Raw genomic sequence first — 14,709 nt, forward strand, 5'->3', positions numbered from 1 at the left:
TGGTTGGATGCCTTGGCTGAGGATTCGCAATGGTTCGCGCCAGTCGGGATATGAGGGCATGCACGCGCTCCGACGTCAAAGTCGGGCTGTCGGTGGTGCAGCGTACCGTTCGGTCCATGGAGAGTTTCGCCTGCCTGCTGTGCGACTGGGCGGGAACACCCGAATCGGTTCTCGTGCCACGAGGCGGCGTGGGCGGGATCGAATTTTTGCCCCTGCAACGCAGCGGGGTCAAACCGTTGCGCTACGCGCTTGAGGTCGTTATGGACGGCACCAAGATGGTCCGCGTCGGCAACTTCGACACCAGGGACCAAGCTGCTGGGCTGGGCATCTATTTCCACAACTCGTACTTGGCCAGGGGCAACTTTCACTGCCGTGTCCGACCAGTTCGGGATTACTTCGGGGCCGACGACACCGACCCGGATGTGTCAGTGGGCTGCAACGAGAACTTCGTGCCCGCAGAGCCGTGAACGACGACTCACCTGAGGCTCGGCTAGAGAGCATCATGGCTCTGCGTCGCAGATCCGAGGACCAGCTAGTGCCGCGGCGCCGCGTCGTAGAAGTCGTCGATGGCCCAGGTGCCTGATCCGATAGTCAGCAGCGTCGTCGCGGTGCAGATTCCTCGGCGGTCCATTGCGCGCGCGACGAGTTCTACGTTGAGACGCTCCGGTGCGTTCGGGAAAGGGATGACGGTGACCATGACAGTGCGAGACCAATCGTGGGGACGGATGTCGCCGAGGTCCCAGGTGACTTCGAACGAATCCGAGGTCTTTACGACCGACCCGGAACGGGGGCGGGTGATGGGGTGAGAGTAGGGCGGCACGGACTGAGGCACCCGGGTCAGAGTGCCGATCCGCAGCTGATTCACCAGAGGTTCCGGCCACTTCGGCGGCGGGAGTTCGTCGACGCTCGGCGCGGCTGTGCGCACGATTAGGCCGCCTTTCGGGATGTGGACCGTCAGTTGCACCCCGGTCACGGGGTCATCGGTCTCGTTGCCTACCCGGAAGCGCACCGTATTGGCGTCGTCGTCCAAGACGATGTTTCGCAAAACGTTGTCGAGCAGCCGTCGCGTGACAGCAGACATGTAAGTGTTAAGCCGCTGTTCGAACTCCTCAGCGTCGCGGGGGTCTGCGTACCGGCCGAACATCTGCATTGCCAACTCGGAGATCCGGACGTCGTCGACCGGGCTTCCGGTTGGTGTCCGCGGTGGCGGTTCTGGTGGGCGGCCGCTGGTGGCCCGCACATAAGCCGCATGACGCCGTAGCCAGTCCTCGAATTGCTCCCGTTCAATGCTGAGCCGGATGAGTGGTTCAGCGACGCCCGTCAGTGTGAGGTCCAGCTCTGGCTGCCGAACCCCAGCCAGAAGGCGGTTTTCGAGCATTTGAATTTCCTTTGGACCAGCTGGCGCGGACTGTGCGGCGCCGCGGTGGAAGATGGTGCCGGCCCGGTACTTGTCGAACTCTTTTTGCAGGGTGTGGAACTGGTCACCGGCCCGTGGTGGTTCCACAACGATCACCAGCACTTCCACCCGCGAGAACAAGACGTAGAAGGGTGTCCAACGAGGGCCGTCGACATAGGTCTTGAGTCTCTGGTCCAGCTTCGCGTGGTCTTCGCTGGCGACACCGTCCGCGGCTCCGGGCTCGACGCCGATGACCACGTAAGCAACGCCCTCGCAAACTAGATGTGCCTGCTCCACAGACCGGTTCATGAACCCGAGGATCGCCTTGGCGATGGCGAACTTTCCCGCAGTTGTACTGATATCGAGGCCGTTCTTCCATTCCAACCAGTTGGTTTCCTGAGTGCCGACCGGGGAGTTGTGGATCGCCTCGACCAGACCCAGTAGCTCGTCGGGAGTGCGCATCGCTCGTGTGCGGTCGATGTCATCCAACGTGGCGGGACGACTGGGCCGCGGGTGCACACACCCAGCTTATTGCCGCGCTGAGACAATTCGGCAGTGAGGCTGGCGGGTAGGGAATTCGCAGGACTGGACCGGGTCAAGGACGTTGGTAAACGGATGCGCATATGTCGGCGCGTTGCCGGGGAGCGGCCGCCAACCGTGCCTACGCTGCCGGAGACGCGGCAGGAGACACAGACGAATTCATTCGGCTGGACGCCTTCCGAACAAGACGCGCGGGAGGATCTGTTGGGACGCGACATCTTTCAGCAACGCGAACGCTGGCTCGAAGAGTTGCGTGAGTACGTGAATAGCAATGAGTCGATCATCTGCGGCGCTGGCTACATGTCGCTACCGGCGGTCACCGACGAGATCACCGAGGCCGCTGCCGATCCGCCGCCACACACCCGCCAACAGAGGTACGACTGGAAGTCGCGGGCTCGCGATCTCGACGATACTCGCGCGTGGTTGGGGCCTCAGCTTCGTGCCCAGGTTGAACCTGCGGCCGGGGACTTGTCGAGGGCAATCACCACCGACCTCCTCAAACTGAAGCAGAACGGAACCTTCGACCTCGACGATTCGAAACGGCCCCTCGTGCTGGCGAAGGCGCAGGCGCTGGGAACGCTCCTGGAGAGCGATGACACGATCTCCGCGGCGTGGCGCGACCTCGTGGCCGCGTGCCAAGACTCGGACCATTCCCTCTATCCGACCGAGCGCGTGAAGTTTCTGCGCGACACCGTGGTGGCTCTCTGCGCGCACAGGGACCAGGATCTAGGACCGTTCGGCTCACTCCGAACGGCAGTACAGGTACTTCTCGGTTCCGACTTCCAGGTGCGCCGCGCACAGTTCATCCTGGGAGACGTCGAGGGTCCCGTTGAGTTAGAGGTCGGTCGGGACTCGGACCTCACCCCGAGCGAGCTTGAAGATCTCGCCGCTCGCAGTGTGGCGGCGCCGTCGCTCGACGGGGACTACGTGGTCTGGTTTCGGATAGCGCGTGCCTACGTGAAGGGTGGGGTGTCGGTCAGCCACGGTGATGTCACTTTCTATCGAGCCCACTCGCTCTCAACCGCGCTGACTGACCACGATGTCGTGCGTGAGATGTTCGATGTGGTTCCCGAGGAGCTGCTCATCGAGGAGATTCGGCAGTTCCAAGGAGCTACAGGTGATGACGGGCCTTCCGAGATCCGCGGATTCGAGTGGCAGGACCCGGCACTGGTGTACGCCCGCGTCGAAGTACACGGTGTGAAACGACATCTCGTAGCGGAGCGCGCCCGAACACTCCTCGACGCCATCCTCCAGGTGAACGGAACACCAGAGAATGCGTGGAAGGTTCTGCGGGGCAGCCTGCTCTTCGGGGAGCGGGAACCCTTCCACTACACCTCCATTGAGTGGGGGCCGAAAGAAACTCGTGACTACGGCCAGCTCTACTACGAGAACGATGACTTCACGGAGACTCTGAAGGAGATGAGCGACGGGGGCCACGTGATCTCCGCCGAGATCGCCGAGGCTCTTGCTCCTGTTCTTCGGCTGCAAACCGAGCTGGAGGACACCCCACTCTCGGATGCCCAGGCTGTCGTACGAGCAGCTGTCCGCGCTATCGAGCACTGCAATACCTGGGCTACCCACGGAACGCTGGATTGGGTCGCCTTCATAAAGGAGTATCTGCTGGATGTCTACACGGTCGACGCGTTTGCACATCGCGCGGTCACTGATGTGTTCGACGCTGCAGTGAGGTACCTCCCAGACCACACACCGGGCGCTCCGGCTCAGCCCGACCTCGACGCCATTCGAAGAGACATCACTACCGACGACTGGAGCAACCGGATCATCCGCAGCAGGACGGTCGCCCACACGGCCGCGCTCCGAAGGATCTACACGGATCACTGGCTGGCGCGCCGGCTCGCCGAACTTGACGACACACTAGGCTCTGCGGGGGCGCTGGCCGCGGCGTTCCAGCAGGAACAGTCTCGTGTCGACGCGCGGGTGGATCGCTTGCGGAGGCAGCGCAACGCCGCCATTCACGGCGGTACCCTGTCAGCGGCAGCCTGCGAAACGATCGCATTATTCGCCCAGCGGATCGCGAGGATGGCGTTGAACAACGTGGTCCGAGCAATCGTGGATAACGACACAGTGAACGCCCACACTAAGGCTCGCCGAGACGAGTACCGTCAACGATCCGACAACCTGAAGCAGAGCGGGGACCTGGAGTATCTGTTCGGAATCCCGACGCCTCCGTCGGTATGAGTTCAAGAGTGTGGTTGCGGCAGGTGGGTGGGTCAATCTGAATCGGGTCAGGTTGGCGGCCGGCATGCCAGGAGGTGCTTACGAACTCTTTCCGCGAACTGTGATGCGCCTGCATTCTTGAGCTACGTGCATAGATTGAACGATCTCCCTTTCAAAGCCCAGTTGGCGTCGCTGGGGCGCTGTCTGCTGAGCGAGCGGCGTTGGGGCGCTGGTTACGGAGCGAGTTGGGCCAGCAATGGCGGATACCGCGAGGCCGCGCGCCGGCCGAAGGGATGGTGAAAGGGGTGTCTAAGGTGTCCAATCCACAGTTTCAGGTGATCCGCGAGCTCACCCGGGTGTCACTTCCCGTCGACGACGGGTACTTGTTTCGACTCGGTGTTGCGCTGTATGGATTTGCCTCGGTGAGCGGCTTCATGTTGGAGATCGTCTCTTACCTGGATCCGCCCGCAGACCGGCAGGCAATCTCAGAGAGGCCGGCCGGCGCCATCCTCGATCAATTCCGATCGGCGGCCAAGAAGTGGAAGGGAGCGCCCATCCAGCAGGCAGCGAGTACAGCCGCGACAGAGTTCGAGCGTCTCAACAGCGAACGGAGTGACTTCGTGCACGCCTACCCAATAACCGGGGTGGCCGGTGCACAGATCTTGCTCCGCCGGTTTGAGGAAAAGGGCAAGTACTTCGAGGTCACCGATGCATTCCTCGATGACTTCGTCAGTCGCTTGACGCGGGTGTCGGACGCTCTGTACGTGATCCGCGACGTGGTGACCTAGGACCGTGCGCCATGCGCTCAACCTGACGGGCCTACCCCCGGCCTCAAGGCGTGTACAGCCAAGGGAATTGGTTCGCACTCGTACTCGACAGGCTGCGGAGCAGCTGACCGACGAGGTCGCGCACAATGGCGTGCGGCGACTGTTGAATCTCTGCCAGCGACGCTGTCTTCGCTCGCGAGTAGTCGCGGTCCGTGTAGATCGGCAACTGGTCGTCGTAGCTAGACGTTGCGCTCAGCGCGAAGGAGTTGGCGCCCTCGATGCCCACGACGGCAACACCGAATCGCCATGAGCCGCTGAACCCATACAGCGCAACCTGGGCGGCCAGGCGTACGACGAGATCGGTGTGGCCGAGGATGACCGATTCCATGACACGCGGCCGGGGTTCTTCACTCCATACGCCGCCGTACATCCTCACAACCCCGCCGGACAGGAGCGTAATCGCACCGGACTCATGGAATTTGACCTCGGCTTGCCGCTCAGCACCTTCGAAGCGGCTGTTGTCCGACCAGCTCGTGGCCGCGATGCCACCTGGTCGTTGCCACACTCCAAACGGCTGACGGAGGCTCGGTTCGGCCGACTGATGCACCGCCGACGCCTGACACAAACTGACGACGTCTGCGCGTGCCGAATCCGATACCGCCAATTCGATCAGCAGATCGTCCCTAGCGCCTAGCGGCCTCGCGAGTACAGCCATTACGGGGGCGAAGCCGCGGCGCTGGTGGACCTCGTCGATCAGACCAAGCGCTTCAGCCGCAAGATCTACGTTCTGCGCGATCAGACTCTCATGCTTCCGAAGCACTTCCGCATTCGATAGCGGAATGTTGATCTTGTCGCCGCGAGCGTAGTACTTGTTGTCCGCCATGTGGGGCGGACGCGGCGACACCGGAACGTGGACCAGCAGGTAGCCCTCGTCCGGGTTCGCGTCGGATGGGATCTGCGTCGTCGTTACTGTGACCGCTTCGTCTACTCGCGTGCGACCGACTTGCTCGATGCGCTCCGCGAGGTTGGCGAGTGGTACCGGCGTTAGGCTCGGCGGTTTCGTTGCCTCGTCTACGCCAATGACGATGGTTCCGCCGTCCTCGGAGAACGCTGCGATGTCCTTTGCGATCTCGCGGTTTCCTGGATTGCCTCCTTGGAGCTCACGTTTTATGTCGAGATAGTGATTCTCTTCCAGCGTGCCGTTGGCTGCGGCTTGGGCTAGTGCCTCCTCGGTGAGGGGAGGCCAGCTCGGTTGGGTGGGGACGCTCATCGAGCGCCATGATTGCACCTACTCGCGGCATCGCGCATAGGAATGAGGGTGTCGCCGCCGCCCGCCCACAATCGACGATGAAGGTTGCCATCCACACTTCGGCGCGAGTCTCGTCGTCGTCGACCGCGGTGTACCGCTCCGTGCTCGTAACACTGGGATGTCCGAGCAGCGTTTGCATCGCGCGCAGATTGCGGGATCCGTGGTACGCCTTGGTTGCAAATCGGTGGCGGCAAGGTGTGGGCGGTCCCTTGGTCGGGCAGTGCACCGGCTATCAGATTGCAGGATTATCGCGGCGACAGGTGACCGTCATCGTCACCGGAAAACAGGTGGCCGTCGGCATCGGCGCCCACGATTACCGCGGCTAGGGCGAGTCTCGGGGTTGCGTGTATCAACTGGGGTGATGGTTACGCCGAGAAATTTGGTACATCAGCCATATTCAAATTGCGGACCCCCACCACCATCTCAAAACGGGCTAGTGAGGTCCCGAGTAGAAGGGGGCCTGGCAACTCGGAAGCGATCGATAGTGCATCACCCGGAGCTGGCGCAACCGCTCCCGCAATCCAGATCCCATCCGAGGTGCGCAGATTGGCGACATCCAAAGTGCCGGAACGTGTTATTAACATCGGCCCTTCTTTGCATGGAGGATCGGACGGAACCTCGATGAGGTCTGTGGCATCGTCGTCCGGCCGAATCGATGACGGGTTTTTGCTGGTTACGAAGAGTGCCATGTTGTCAAATGTGGGCTTGGTCAGAAGCTCCCAGCCAGAGTGATAGAAGCCGCTCATGTTGTAGTTGACGCCGAGGACCGCGCCAACCAATTCGCGAACGTAAGCCCAAAGACGTTGTAGTGAAGTGCGCAGTTCTGCGCGACCGGCGTCGTCCTGCGGGAGCAGATATCGGCCCGGCTTCGCGTGACTCAACGCAGAGCGCTCATCGGCATACATGTTGGCGTAAACCCAATCGATGGGCGCTGATTCGCCAGGGGGAGCCAATTTCGTTACCGGAACCAGTGCATCGGCTTGTTGTAGTGCTGCTGTGAACCATGCCTTCTCGCTCTCGACTGGACGGCCGTTTGGACCCACATTCAGTGGCCGAATGTCGCTAAGCAGGCGCTCCAAAGCCAGAAACATGTTGCGGTAAGAGTCAAACAGATACTCGGAGGTGCGCGACATCCGGATGAACCGGAAGGCGTCATGTTGCGCCGGCGTAGGAGGGGGCGGTTCAAGGACAGCTTTTCCCGATGCGTCAGTCACACTTACAGATGCGTTGATCTGGGTTCTCGTCGTGAGGATGACTCTGGCACGAAGGACGGCGCCGACGGCCGGTTCCGGCCACCACACTAGGCAGTCGTCAGAGTCAAGGCGGACCGCCGCATCGCACCAACCACGGATGCACATATAGTCCAAGGCGTTGTTGGCGGCGCGAAGTGCATCCGGGTGCGTGTCGTTGAAGTTTGCTGCTGACGATCTGCCATACGTGACAACGGCCCTCGTTGACGCTGCGACCGTCGTCGTCCAACCCCCGAGCGTGACCGTAGCGTCGGCGTTCGGCTTGTCTCGGAGCAGGAACACGGCGCCATGACGGCAAGTATCAGCGGGGTCTTGAAGCGGGATACCGGCGCAAAGCCCAATAGTCATACACCGAATTATTGCGGCCGTCCTGGCCTGGATTGTTCCAGTCTGACACCGGTGTCTCTACAGGCGCGGTTAACACCGCGTCCAACGGGCCGGTACTTTCTCTCGCCACGCTGTTCGTCGGCCCCCAAGCCGCTCCTGTTGCGATGCGCATCACCTGCTCGTTTCCCAGGGACCACGTTGGGACCACACGTCATGCGCGATGCTGAACGACCTGCACGTCCGTGAACGTCACGCACAGGGCCGAAGCCGTCGGAACGCTTCGTGACTTGCGGAAACGCTCTACCGCTACTTCCTGGGGGTCAAGTGGTCGCAGGTTCAAATCCTGTCAGCCCGACACAGGTCAGAGGGTGTTTCGGAGCCGTCCGGGGCGCCCTTTCGGCGTTTTGACCACCACTGGTGACCACCACGGATCAAACAGAGGACACCGCAAGGAGCCTTGACGGGGCGGCGGAACGCAAGGACACTTGACAGTGTGGAAGTGCGGCGCAGCGCTTACAAACACGGGAAGTCCAAGGAGGACATCGAGCACGCCTTCCGCAACGCACTCCGACTGGTGGAATATGAGTACGACGGTGAGGAACGTCTGCTAGTCATCGGTCCTGCGCGAGACGGGTCGATGCTAGGGCTGGTAGCAGTCCCCGCCGAAGACCCTGACCGAATCATTCACGCCGACGACTTGTACCCGGAACACTACGTCTATCTGAATTGAGGTGAACACCATGACCGTTATCCATGACAAAGACACCGGGCTTCACACTCTGAACCCGAAAACTAACCCGGCACGCGATGCGACCGCGTTCCGTCGCATCGTCGCAGCGGTAGAAGCCGTACACCAAGCTGACGCTGAACTGGTGGAAGCCGTTCGCGCATCCCGTGTGGCGGGGGATTCGTGGACTGTCATCGCGGTTGCGTTGGGCACCACCCGGCAGGCAGCCCAGCAGCGTTTCGCCAAGGTAGTTGATTAGCTGGATGCCGCCGCGGTGTCCCCATTGTCAGTGACCACCGACAGCTGTGCCTTGAGCACCGCCGCGGGTGATTGTCAGCACGCGGCGACCTAGGTCTGGGGACCGCTTGCCGCGCTTTACGAAGCAATATTCGGCTGTCCGCGGTGTGGCCTGAAGCTGTCAGTTCCCACCGAGCGCCTTGGCTGCCAATGCTGCTGCGGCAGGACTCACGATATTCCGTCGCGCCCGGGTGACGGGCTGGTCGGTCACGTTGATCAGGACGTCGTAGACGAGTAGGTGTTGCAGAGACGATTCTGTGATGGATCGACCGTCGGAGTAGCGCCAACCGAGTTCCGCCAGCAACGCCGCGATTTCGTCGAACGGCAGTATGGAGTCCGCTGAGACCGCCGCATAGGCCAGCAGAAGTACGGTGGCCTGTGTCTCGAATTTCTCGGCGGACTTGGGAATCAACCGGCCGGCCAGATGATTCCACAATCTGTCGGTGTCACGCTGGGCTGCTATGCCGGCCTTGGTCAGCAACAACGTGCCCTTGTGCTTACGCAGCAATCCCAACGACTGCATGCCCTCGCGGTACCGCAGCAGTGGATAGCATTGGACCTCGCGGTTGTGCTTGCCGATCCAATCACTCATTACCGGAACGACTTTGGAGGCCTCCTCTACGTCGGCCGGCTTGAGATACCCGGCGGTCGGCAACGGAATACCGCCGTCTTTGGCGCGATCCAGAAACCACTGATACCCCGCAGATTGTCGGCGACTGCGACCTGGTGCAGCGATCGCGCACCGGCCGCCGAGAGCGCCGCCCTCGTCAGGTCATCGCCATACCGCGTGTATGTCAGCCGATGAACGAGATCGACCAGGCGCATGTCGATGCTTGCCTCGTACAGCACGAAGTACGCGTCACCAAATCCTTTGTTGAGCCGTTCCGGCTCGAACAGCGCCGGGTCGGTGAGCACCTCGGCGAGGCTGTCGGCATCGACCAGATGCCCGCAGTCTTCTGGCGGCGCGGCGCGCTCACCGTCGACGACAACTGCTGCGGGGCAGTCTGTCCGGGCGGTAATGACTTCTTCAAGACACAGCGTCAGCTCCCAGTTGTCGCCGTAGTCGTAGAGATAGTGCAGGACATCGCCGGGCGCAGCGAGAGCTTCGTCGAGTCGAGTCTCCGCACAGGGAAGGCCGTCGTCGTCTTCGGGCCACTCCTTGTTGTCCATGTCGTACGGACACAGGAACAGCTGGCTGTGACGTTCGAACGCACCGCCGCCGAGGGAGAAGCGATACAGGTGCGAGTCCGTCCAATCGAACGCCACCTGCAGAACCTGGTGCAGTAGGTCCAGCGTCAAGTTCGAGCGCAGCTCCACCCGTCGCCAGATCGTTGGATCGCTCCCATCGAGGTGCACCCGGACCCGGTAGACGGCGACATCCCTGCGTCGCGGGTGACGAAGATCGGGCCGCTGGGCCGGTTCCGGCACCAGTCGCAGATGCGGGCGCGGCCACCTTAGGGTGTTGGTATGCCATTGTCGGAGACTGCGCTGCTCAGTGTTGCCGGTGATCGTGTCTACGGCCGAGGCGAGGATTACGTTCGCTACGTCCGCGGCATCCGGGTCACCGCCGAGAAGGCCTCTGCCTCGGTCCAAGCCAAGGGGTCTACACCGTGGAGCTCGATTGGTCCGGTCCGCAACCTGACGGTTTCTGTACGTGCCCGCACGCCGCCGACGGGAACTTCTGCAAGCACCTGGTGGCGGTCGGACTCGCTGTGATCGACAGTGGCACGCTCGACGACGCCACGCCGGCGGCATCGGCTCTGGAAGCGACCGTGCAAGCGATGCAGATCGACGAGCTTCGCGAACTCGTCATGAGCCTTGCCCACCGCGACGGCGAAGTCCGCCGCATGCTGGAGGTTCGCGCCACGGCATCCTCCGGTGACGATACGACCGCGAAAGCCGAGTTCGAGGCTTTTGTACGCACCGCGCTGGAATTCCGCGGATTCGTCGACTATCGCGAGTCCTACACCGTCGCACAAGACGCCAGTCGAGTACTCGACGAGCTCGAGAACCATCTGAATGACGGGGCTGCCGAAGTCGTGCGGCCGGCCCTGCTGTGCGCGTTGACGCTGCTGCGCACGATCACCGAGCAGGCGGACGATTCGTCGGGCGCGATCGGCGCTGAATGCGAGCGGGCCGCTGAGCTCTACGCGCAGGCAAGTCGACTGGGTGAACCGGACCCGGCTGAACTCGCACAGTGGCTGGCGGCGTTCCGTGCGACATCGCCGGGATGGCCGACGTTGGTGCTCGGCGATTTCGTGGAGGTATTCGACGACGATGCCCTCGGGATCTATCGCGCGGCGGTCGCGGACCTGGACCGCCAGCATGCAGGTCGCGACCATTGGAGCCGGTTTGAGATCGACGCCATGTTGCTGGAACTGGCCGATCACGACGGCGATGTCGATCGGGCCATCGACCTGCTGAACGAACGCGAACACCCGCAATACGGGGCGATCATCACCCGCTTGCGGGAAGCCGGCCGCGACGACGAAGTCGCGGATTGGATCGATCGAGCGGTTGCCGAAGGGCGGGTCAGCGGTCAAACCGGAGGTAATGACTATTGGCTCAGCCCGACCGCCGTCGCCGAGACGTACGGGGGCCTCGGCCGCATCGACGACGCGATCGCCGTTCTGCGTACGGATTTCGTCGGACGGCCTACGGTTCACGCCTATCGGTCGTTGCTGGCCTTTGCTGCCACGATCGATCGCGCCGATGCCGAACGCACCTGGGCGTTCGACCATGCGCGAGAACTCGCTGATGGATCCGGCTCAGGGTCGGTCCTGGTTCAGCTCGCCCTGAGTGACGGAGACGTGGACGCCGCGTGGAAGGCCGCCGACCGCTACGGTCCCGGTTGGGCACGGCAGGAACTCGCTACCCAAGGCGCGGAGGCTCGGCCGGTGGCCGCTGCAGATCTGTACCGACCGCAGCTCGAGAACGACTTGCAGCGTCCCAACACCAGGCTGTATCCGGGCATTGCCGCGACGCTGGCAACGATGGCCAAACTGTATGAAAGAGGCGGTCGCAGTGCAGATTTCGCGTCGTACATCGCCAAGATCCGGCAAGACTACGGCAGGCGACCTTCGTTGATGAAGGCGCTCCAAGCAAAGGGACTCTGAGCTGTGATCGCCTGTAGGGCATGGCACAGGCGCCGCGGCAGGGGCCCCGGCGAATGCTAAAGGCTCAGTACGACGCGAGACCCGTCTGGGCGCTTCACCGCGACCTCCAGCTCGCCGCCGGTGGCCTCGACGTACTTGCGGAGGGTATCGACCCGGCTGGTGCCCAGATTGCCGTGCTCCATCTGGGAAACGCGATTCTGTCCGACGCCGATGGCTGCCGCGAGGGAGGTTTGGGTATAACCAGCGTCTTCGCGCAGCTCACGAAGTCGATACTGAGCAACCTCGCGATCCATCTCGTCCTTGATTGCGTCGATGCGGGCGCGGTTGCCCGGACGGCGACGTCGAAGATCATCGAGCGTGGTCATCGTTTCTTCGCCTTTCTTGTCTTCGGCTTGGCGGCTTTGGCTGCGTCAGCCTGCTTCATCTTCTCTTGGTGCTCGCTGAATAGGCGGTCGGCGACAGGAATGTTTGTCGCATACCACTTCGTCCAATTCCCTGCCTTGTCCCCGGCGACGAGCATGACCGCCCGAGACTGGAGGTCGAAGGCGAAGAGCACTCGTATGTGGGCTCCGCCTTTCGTAGCGCGAGGCCGAAGCTCCTTCATGTTCGGGTGCTCCGACCCTTCGAGGGTGTCCACAAACGGCCGGCGCGTGACGGGTCCGTGTTCCTCCAATTGCTCCAGAGCCGCAATCACGCTGTCGTATTCCTCGTCGTCGAGGGTGTCGATCCATGCTTCGATGAGGGTCAGATCAACCTCCCATTTCCGCACACCGAGAGTCTATCAGCTTTAACTGATATCATCTAGAGATGATTCCCGCAGGCTGTGGACGTATGGCCATGCTGGGACCACCCAGGGACCACACGTCATGCGCGATGCCGAACGACCTGTACGTCCGTGAACGTCATGCACCGCGCGGTGAGGGCGAGAATTGTCGGCGGACTGGGAAAAGGCGCTACCGCTACGTCCTGATGGTCAAGTGGTCGCACGTTCAAATCCTGTCAGCCCGACAGTCAGCCTGACAGAGGTCAAAGGGTAGGCCGCCGGCGACCGCGTCGGCGGGCGACGGTCGTCCGTTGGGGTTACTTTGACGTCCATGACGAACGAAGAACGACTCCGGCAGATAGCCAGGGACGTATTCCCGGATTGGTCGCGGCCGCCCAGGATTGTGGTGGAGCAGATCGGCGAGCTGGTTAGGCGGTGGCCGGCTGAAGGCTTCGCCCGCGAGAAGCTGCCAGACCACGGGTGCCGTCTGGTGTGGATCGACCGGCACGTGATCGGACAGTTGGACTACATCGCCGACGCTGCGGAGGAGCAGAATCTGGCTGCGGTGATCCGGCCGCTCAGCCAGGTCGCTGGGGTCGACGTCAATGCCTATGGTTCGGCGGACGGTTTCGGGGAGCGGACGTACCGGCGTGCAATGCGGGTGCGTTTCGCATCGGGGGATCCGATCGAGGTCGACACAACCCAACACACCAACGACAGCCTTCGTGGCCATGCCGACCGGTTCATCGATCGGGTACTGGACGCACTGGCGGGCGCACCCGCCGGGGAATAGGTGCCGGCTCAGTAGAGGACCGCGCCCGAGTTGCTTCCCGGTAGTGGCTGGGACGCGGGCAGGATGCAGCTCAGCTAGGTTTCGAGCATGGACGCAGCACAGGTGCTGGGGCGGCTGTCGGATCGTCGCTCTCGCCTGGCGTTCCTCGATGCACCGGCAGCGCCCGGAGTTTATGCGTTTTTCCTCCGTAAGGGTGCTGTGCCGGGACTGCACTGCGGATCCGGGGACTGTCTTTACATCGGGCTGTCGCAGAACCTTGCTCAGCGGGAGTTCGACACGCATTTCCGTGTGGGCGGCAGCGGCTTCTCCACACTGCGTCGATCGCTGGGCGCGCTGCTGATCGACGAACTCGATCTGCAACCCCAACCGAGAAGCGCCGGCACCAGCGACACCAACTATCGCAACTATCGCTTCGACAAGAGCGGCGAGGAAGCACTCAGCGCCTGGATGCACGATCACCTTGATGTGGCCGTGTTCGAAGAGGCTGATCCCAAATCGCTTGAGCGCGAACTCGCCGTATTAGCCGGGCCGCCATTGAATCTCACGCACTGGCCGAACCCGGACGCGCCGACGATCAGGGCGGCGCGCAAGCGCTGCGCTGATGCGGCACGGGCCAGTCGGCGACAGTGACGCGCGAGAGCGGCTACTTCGACATTTCCTCGGCCAACTCGTCAGCCGACGCCGGCCGCAGATCCCACGCCTCCAGGCCTACACAGATGCTGCGTTCCCCGCTGCGCCGCTGATCCGAGTGGGTGTGCCCATGGATGAGCCATCCGCCCAGGTCAGGCAACTGATACTGGTCAAACTGCTTGCGCGAGTAGCGGTCCGGCACGCCGTGGTATGGGAAATGCGAAAGCAGCACGCTGGTCCCGCCGATCTTGGTCCGCGCCATCTGTTGCACGCTCGCGAACACCAGCGCGTAGTCGGCAAAACGCTTCTGTCCGCCGCGGTACATCGGGTGGATCGGATCGTGGTTCCCCGTCACAAGGTGGAGCGGTACTCGCAGCGTCGCCAGTTGCTCAAGGGCGAGGTGCATGCTCCCAACGCCGCCGGCGCAGATATCACCCAGCACCCACAGTGTGTCGGTGTCGGGGTCGAGCCGGTACAGCGAAGCCATCACCGCCGAGTCATGCGCTGCGACCGTGTCAAACCCGCGCATGGCCGCCAGTTTGGGGTGCGCAAGGTGCAGATCGGCAACGAAGAAGTCCACGGCGCTGATGATGTCACCGACTACTGACACCCATCG

At 62.5% G+C, this 14,709-nt stretch carries 15 protein-coding genes and 1 pseudogene; 7 read left to right on the plus strand and 9 right to left on the minus strand.

From position 1 onward, the window contains the following. The first annotated feature begins 116 nt into the window (after positions 1-116). On the plus strand, positions 117-467 hold the full coding sequence (locus ABW16_RS19435) for a hypothetical protein (RefSeq protein ID WP_131721529.1): 351 nt from the start codon (positions 117-119) through the stop codon (positions 465-467). Positions 468-532: 65 nt separating this feature from the next. On the opposite strand, the gene ABW16_RS19440 is transcribed toward ABW16_RS19435, so the two are convergent. Then, positions 533-1,885 carry a hypothetical protein gene (locus ABW16_RS19440; RefSeq protein WP_233424818.1) on the minus strand — a complete coding sequence of 451 codons (1,353 nt, stop codon included), beginning with the start codon at positions 1,883-1,885 and terminating at the stop codon, positions 533-535. 66 nt (positions 1,886-1,951) lie between these two features. On the opposite strand from ABW16_RS19440, the gene ABW16_RS27510 reads away from it, so the two are divergent. Both ABW16_RS27510 and ABW16_RS19450 read left to right on the plus strand, forming a co-directional pair. Next, positions 1,952-4,135: a hypothetical protein gene (locus tag ABW16_RS27510; RefSeq protein ID WP_233424819.1), complete on the plus strand. Its 2,184-nt coding sequence runs from the start codon at positions 1,952-1,954 to the stop codon at positions 4,133-4,135. A 224-nt stretch (positions 4,136-4,359) separates the two neighbouring features. After that, a complete protein-coding gene (locus ABW16_RS19450; protein WP_131721530.1) occupies positions 4,360-4,902 on the plus strand; it encodes a hypothetical protein in 543 nt (180 codons plus the stop codon). A 43-nt stretch (positions 4,903-4,945) separates the two neighbouring features. On the opposite strand, the gene ABW16_RS19455 is transcribed toward ABW16_RS19450, so the two are convergent. The 3 genes and pseudogenes from ABW16_RS19455 to ABW16_RS26235 form a co-directional block, all read right to left on the minus strand. Further along, positions 4,946-6,151, minus strand: coding sequence for an AlbA family DNA-binding domain-containing protein (locus tag ABW16_RS19455; RefSeq protein ID WP_047320834.1), 1,206 nt, complete (start codon positions 6,149-6,151; stop codon positions 4,946-4,948). A 100-nt stretch (positions 6,152-6,251) separates the two neighbouring features. Further along, positions 6,252-6,420 (minus strand): annotated as a pseudogene (locus ABW16_RS28045) (tyrosine-type recombinase/integrase); the annotation flags it as partial. Positions 6,421-6,555: 135 nt separating this feature from the next. Next, positions 6,556-7,404, minus strand: a complete 849-nt coding sequence (locus ABW16_RS26235) for a hypothetical protein (protein WP_131721531.1) — start codon at positions 7,402-7,404, stop codon at positions 6,556-6,558. Positions 7,405-8,507: 1,103 nt separating this feature from the next. On the opposite strand from ABW16_RS26235, the gene ABW16_RS19465 reads away from it, so the two are divergent. Then, positions 8,508-8,753 (plus strand): hypothetical protein, encoded by a 246-nt coding sequence (locus ABW16_RS19465; protein WP_047320879.1) that lies wholly within the window; start codon positions 8,508-8,510, stop codon positions 8,751-8,753. A gap of 159 nt (positions 8,754-8,912) precedes the next feature. Here ABW16_RS19465 and ABW16_RS27515 read toward each other — a convergent pair whose 3' ends face one another. Further along, a complete protein-coding gene (locus tag ABW16_RS27515) occupies positions 8,913-9,383 on the minus strand; it encodes a hypothetical protein (RefSeq protein WP_047320836.1) in 471 nt (156 codons plus the stop codon). 26 nt (positions 9,384-9,409) lie between these two features. Further along, on the minus strand, positions 9,410-10,108 hold the full coding sequence (locus ABW16_RS27520) for a plasmid pRiA4b ORF-3 family protein (protein WP_052957010.1): 699 nt from the start codon (positions 10,106-10,108) through the stop codon (positions 9,410-9,412). A gap of 395 nt (positions 10,109-10,503) precedes the next feature. Here ABW16_RS27520 and ABW16_RS19480 point away from each other — a divergent pair, with 395 nt between their 5' ends. Then, entirely contained in the window at positions 10,504-11,907 is a 1,404-nt protein-coding gene (locus ABW16_RS19480) for a DUF6880 family protein (protein ID WP_167344299.1), read from the plus strand. A gap of 56 nt (positions 11,908-11,963) precedes the next feature. Here the strand turns inward: ABW16_RS19480 and ABW16_RS19485 are convergent, their stop codons facing one another. Together ABW16_RS19485 and ABW16_RS19490 are read right to left on the minus strand one after the other, a co-directional pair. Next, positions 11,964-12,272, minus strand: coding sequence for a helix-turn-helix domain-containing protein (locus ABW16_RS19485; protein ID WP_047320838.1), 309 nt, complete (start codon positions 12,270-12,272; stop codon positions 11,964-11,966). After that, positions 12,269-12,676: a type II toxin-antitoxin system RelE/ParE family toxin gene (locus ABW16_RS19490; RefSeq protein WP_047320839.1), complete on the minus strand. Its 408-nt coding sequence runs from the start codon at positions 12,674-12,676 to the stop codon at positions 12,269-12,271. Before ABW16_RS19490 ends, ABW16_RS19485 begins: the two co-directional genes overlap by 4 nt. Before the next feature lie 325 nt (positions 12,677-13,001). On the opposite strand from ABW16_RS19490, the gene ABW16_RS19495 reads away from it, so the two are divergent. Together ABW16_RS19495 and ABW16_RS26240 are read left to right on the plus strand one after the other, a co-directional pair. Next, on the plus strand, positions 13,002-13,463 hold the full coding sequence (locus tag ABW16_RS19495) for a hypothetical protein (RefSeq protein ID WP_082134219.1): 462 nt from the start codon (positions 13,002-13,004) through the stop codon (positions 13,461-13,463). A gap of 87 nt (positions 13,464-13,550) precedes the next feature. Beyond that, on the plus strand, positions 13,551-14,093 hold the full coding sequence (locus ABW16_RS26240) for a GIY-YIG nuclease family protein (protein WP_131721532.1): 543 nt from the start codon (positions 13,551-13,553) through the stop codon (positions 14,091-14,093). Between the two features lie 13 nt (positions 14,094-14,106). Here the strand turns inward: ABW16_RS26240 and ABW16_RS19505 are convergent, their stop codons facing one another. Beyond that, positions 14,107-14,673 (minus strand): metallophosphoesterase family protein, encoded by a 567-nt coding sequence (locus ABW16_RS19505; protein ID WP_047320881.1) that lies wholly within the window; start codon positions 14,671-14,673, stop codon positions 14,107-14,109. Positions 14,674-14,709 lie beyond the last annotated feature (36 nt).

This window comes from Mycolicibacter heraklionensis (assembly GCF_001021505.1).
Lineage (GTDB): Bacteria > Actinomycetota > Actinomycetes > Mycobacteriales > Mycobacteriaceae > Mycobacterium > Mycobacterium heraklionense.

Excerpts from the sequence above, each read along its gene's own strand:
- ABW16_RS19495 (WP_082134219.1), top strand. The coding sequence starts at position 13,002 with ATGACGAACGAAGAACGACTCCGGCAGATAGCCAGGGACGTATTCCCG.
- ABW16_RS27515 (WP_047320836.1), bottom strand. The coding sequence starts at position 9,383 with ATGAGTGATTGGATCGGCAAGCACAACCGCGAGGTCCAATGCTATCCA.
- ABW16_RS19455 (WP_047320834.1), bottom strand. The coding sequence starts at position 6,151 with ATGAGCGTCCCCACCCAACCGAGCTGGCCTCCCCTCACCGAGGAGGCA.
- ABW16_RS19435 (WP_131721529.1), top strand. The coding sequence starts at position 117 with ATGGAGAGTTTCGCCTGCCTGCTGTGCGACTGGGCGGGAACACCCGAA.
- ABW16_RS19465 (WP_047320879.1), top strand. The coding sequence starts at position 8,508 with ATGACCGTTATCCATGACAAAGACACCGGGCTTCACACTCTGAACCCG.
- ABW16_RS26240 (WP_131721532.1), top strand. The coding sequence starts at position 13,551 with ATGGACGCAGCACAGGTGCTGGGGCGGCTGTCGGATCGTCGCTCTCGC.
- ABW16_RS19485 (WP_047320838.1), bottom strand. The coding sequence starts at position 12,272 with ATGACCACGCTCGATGATCTTCGACGTCGCCGTCCGGGCAACCGCGCC.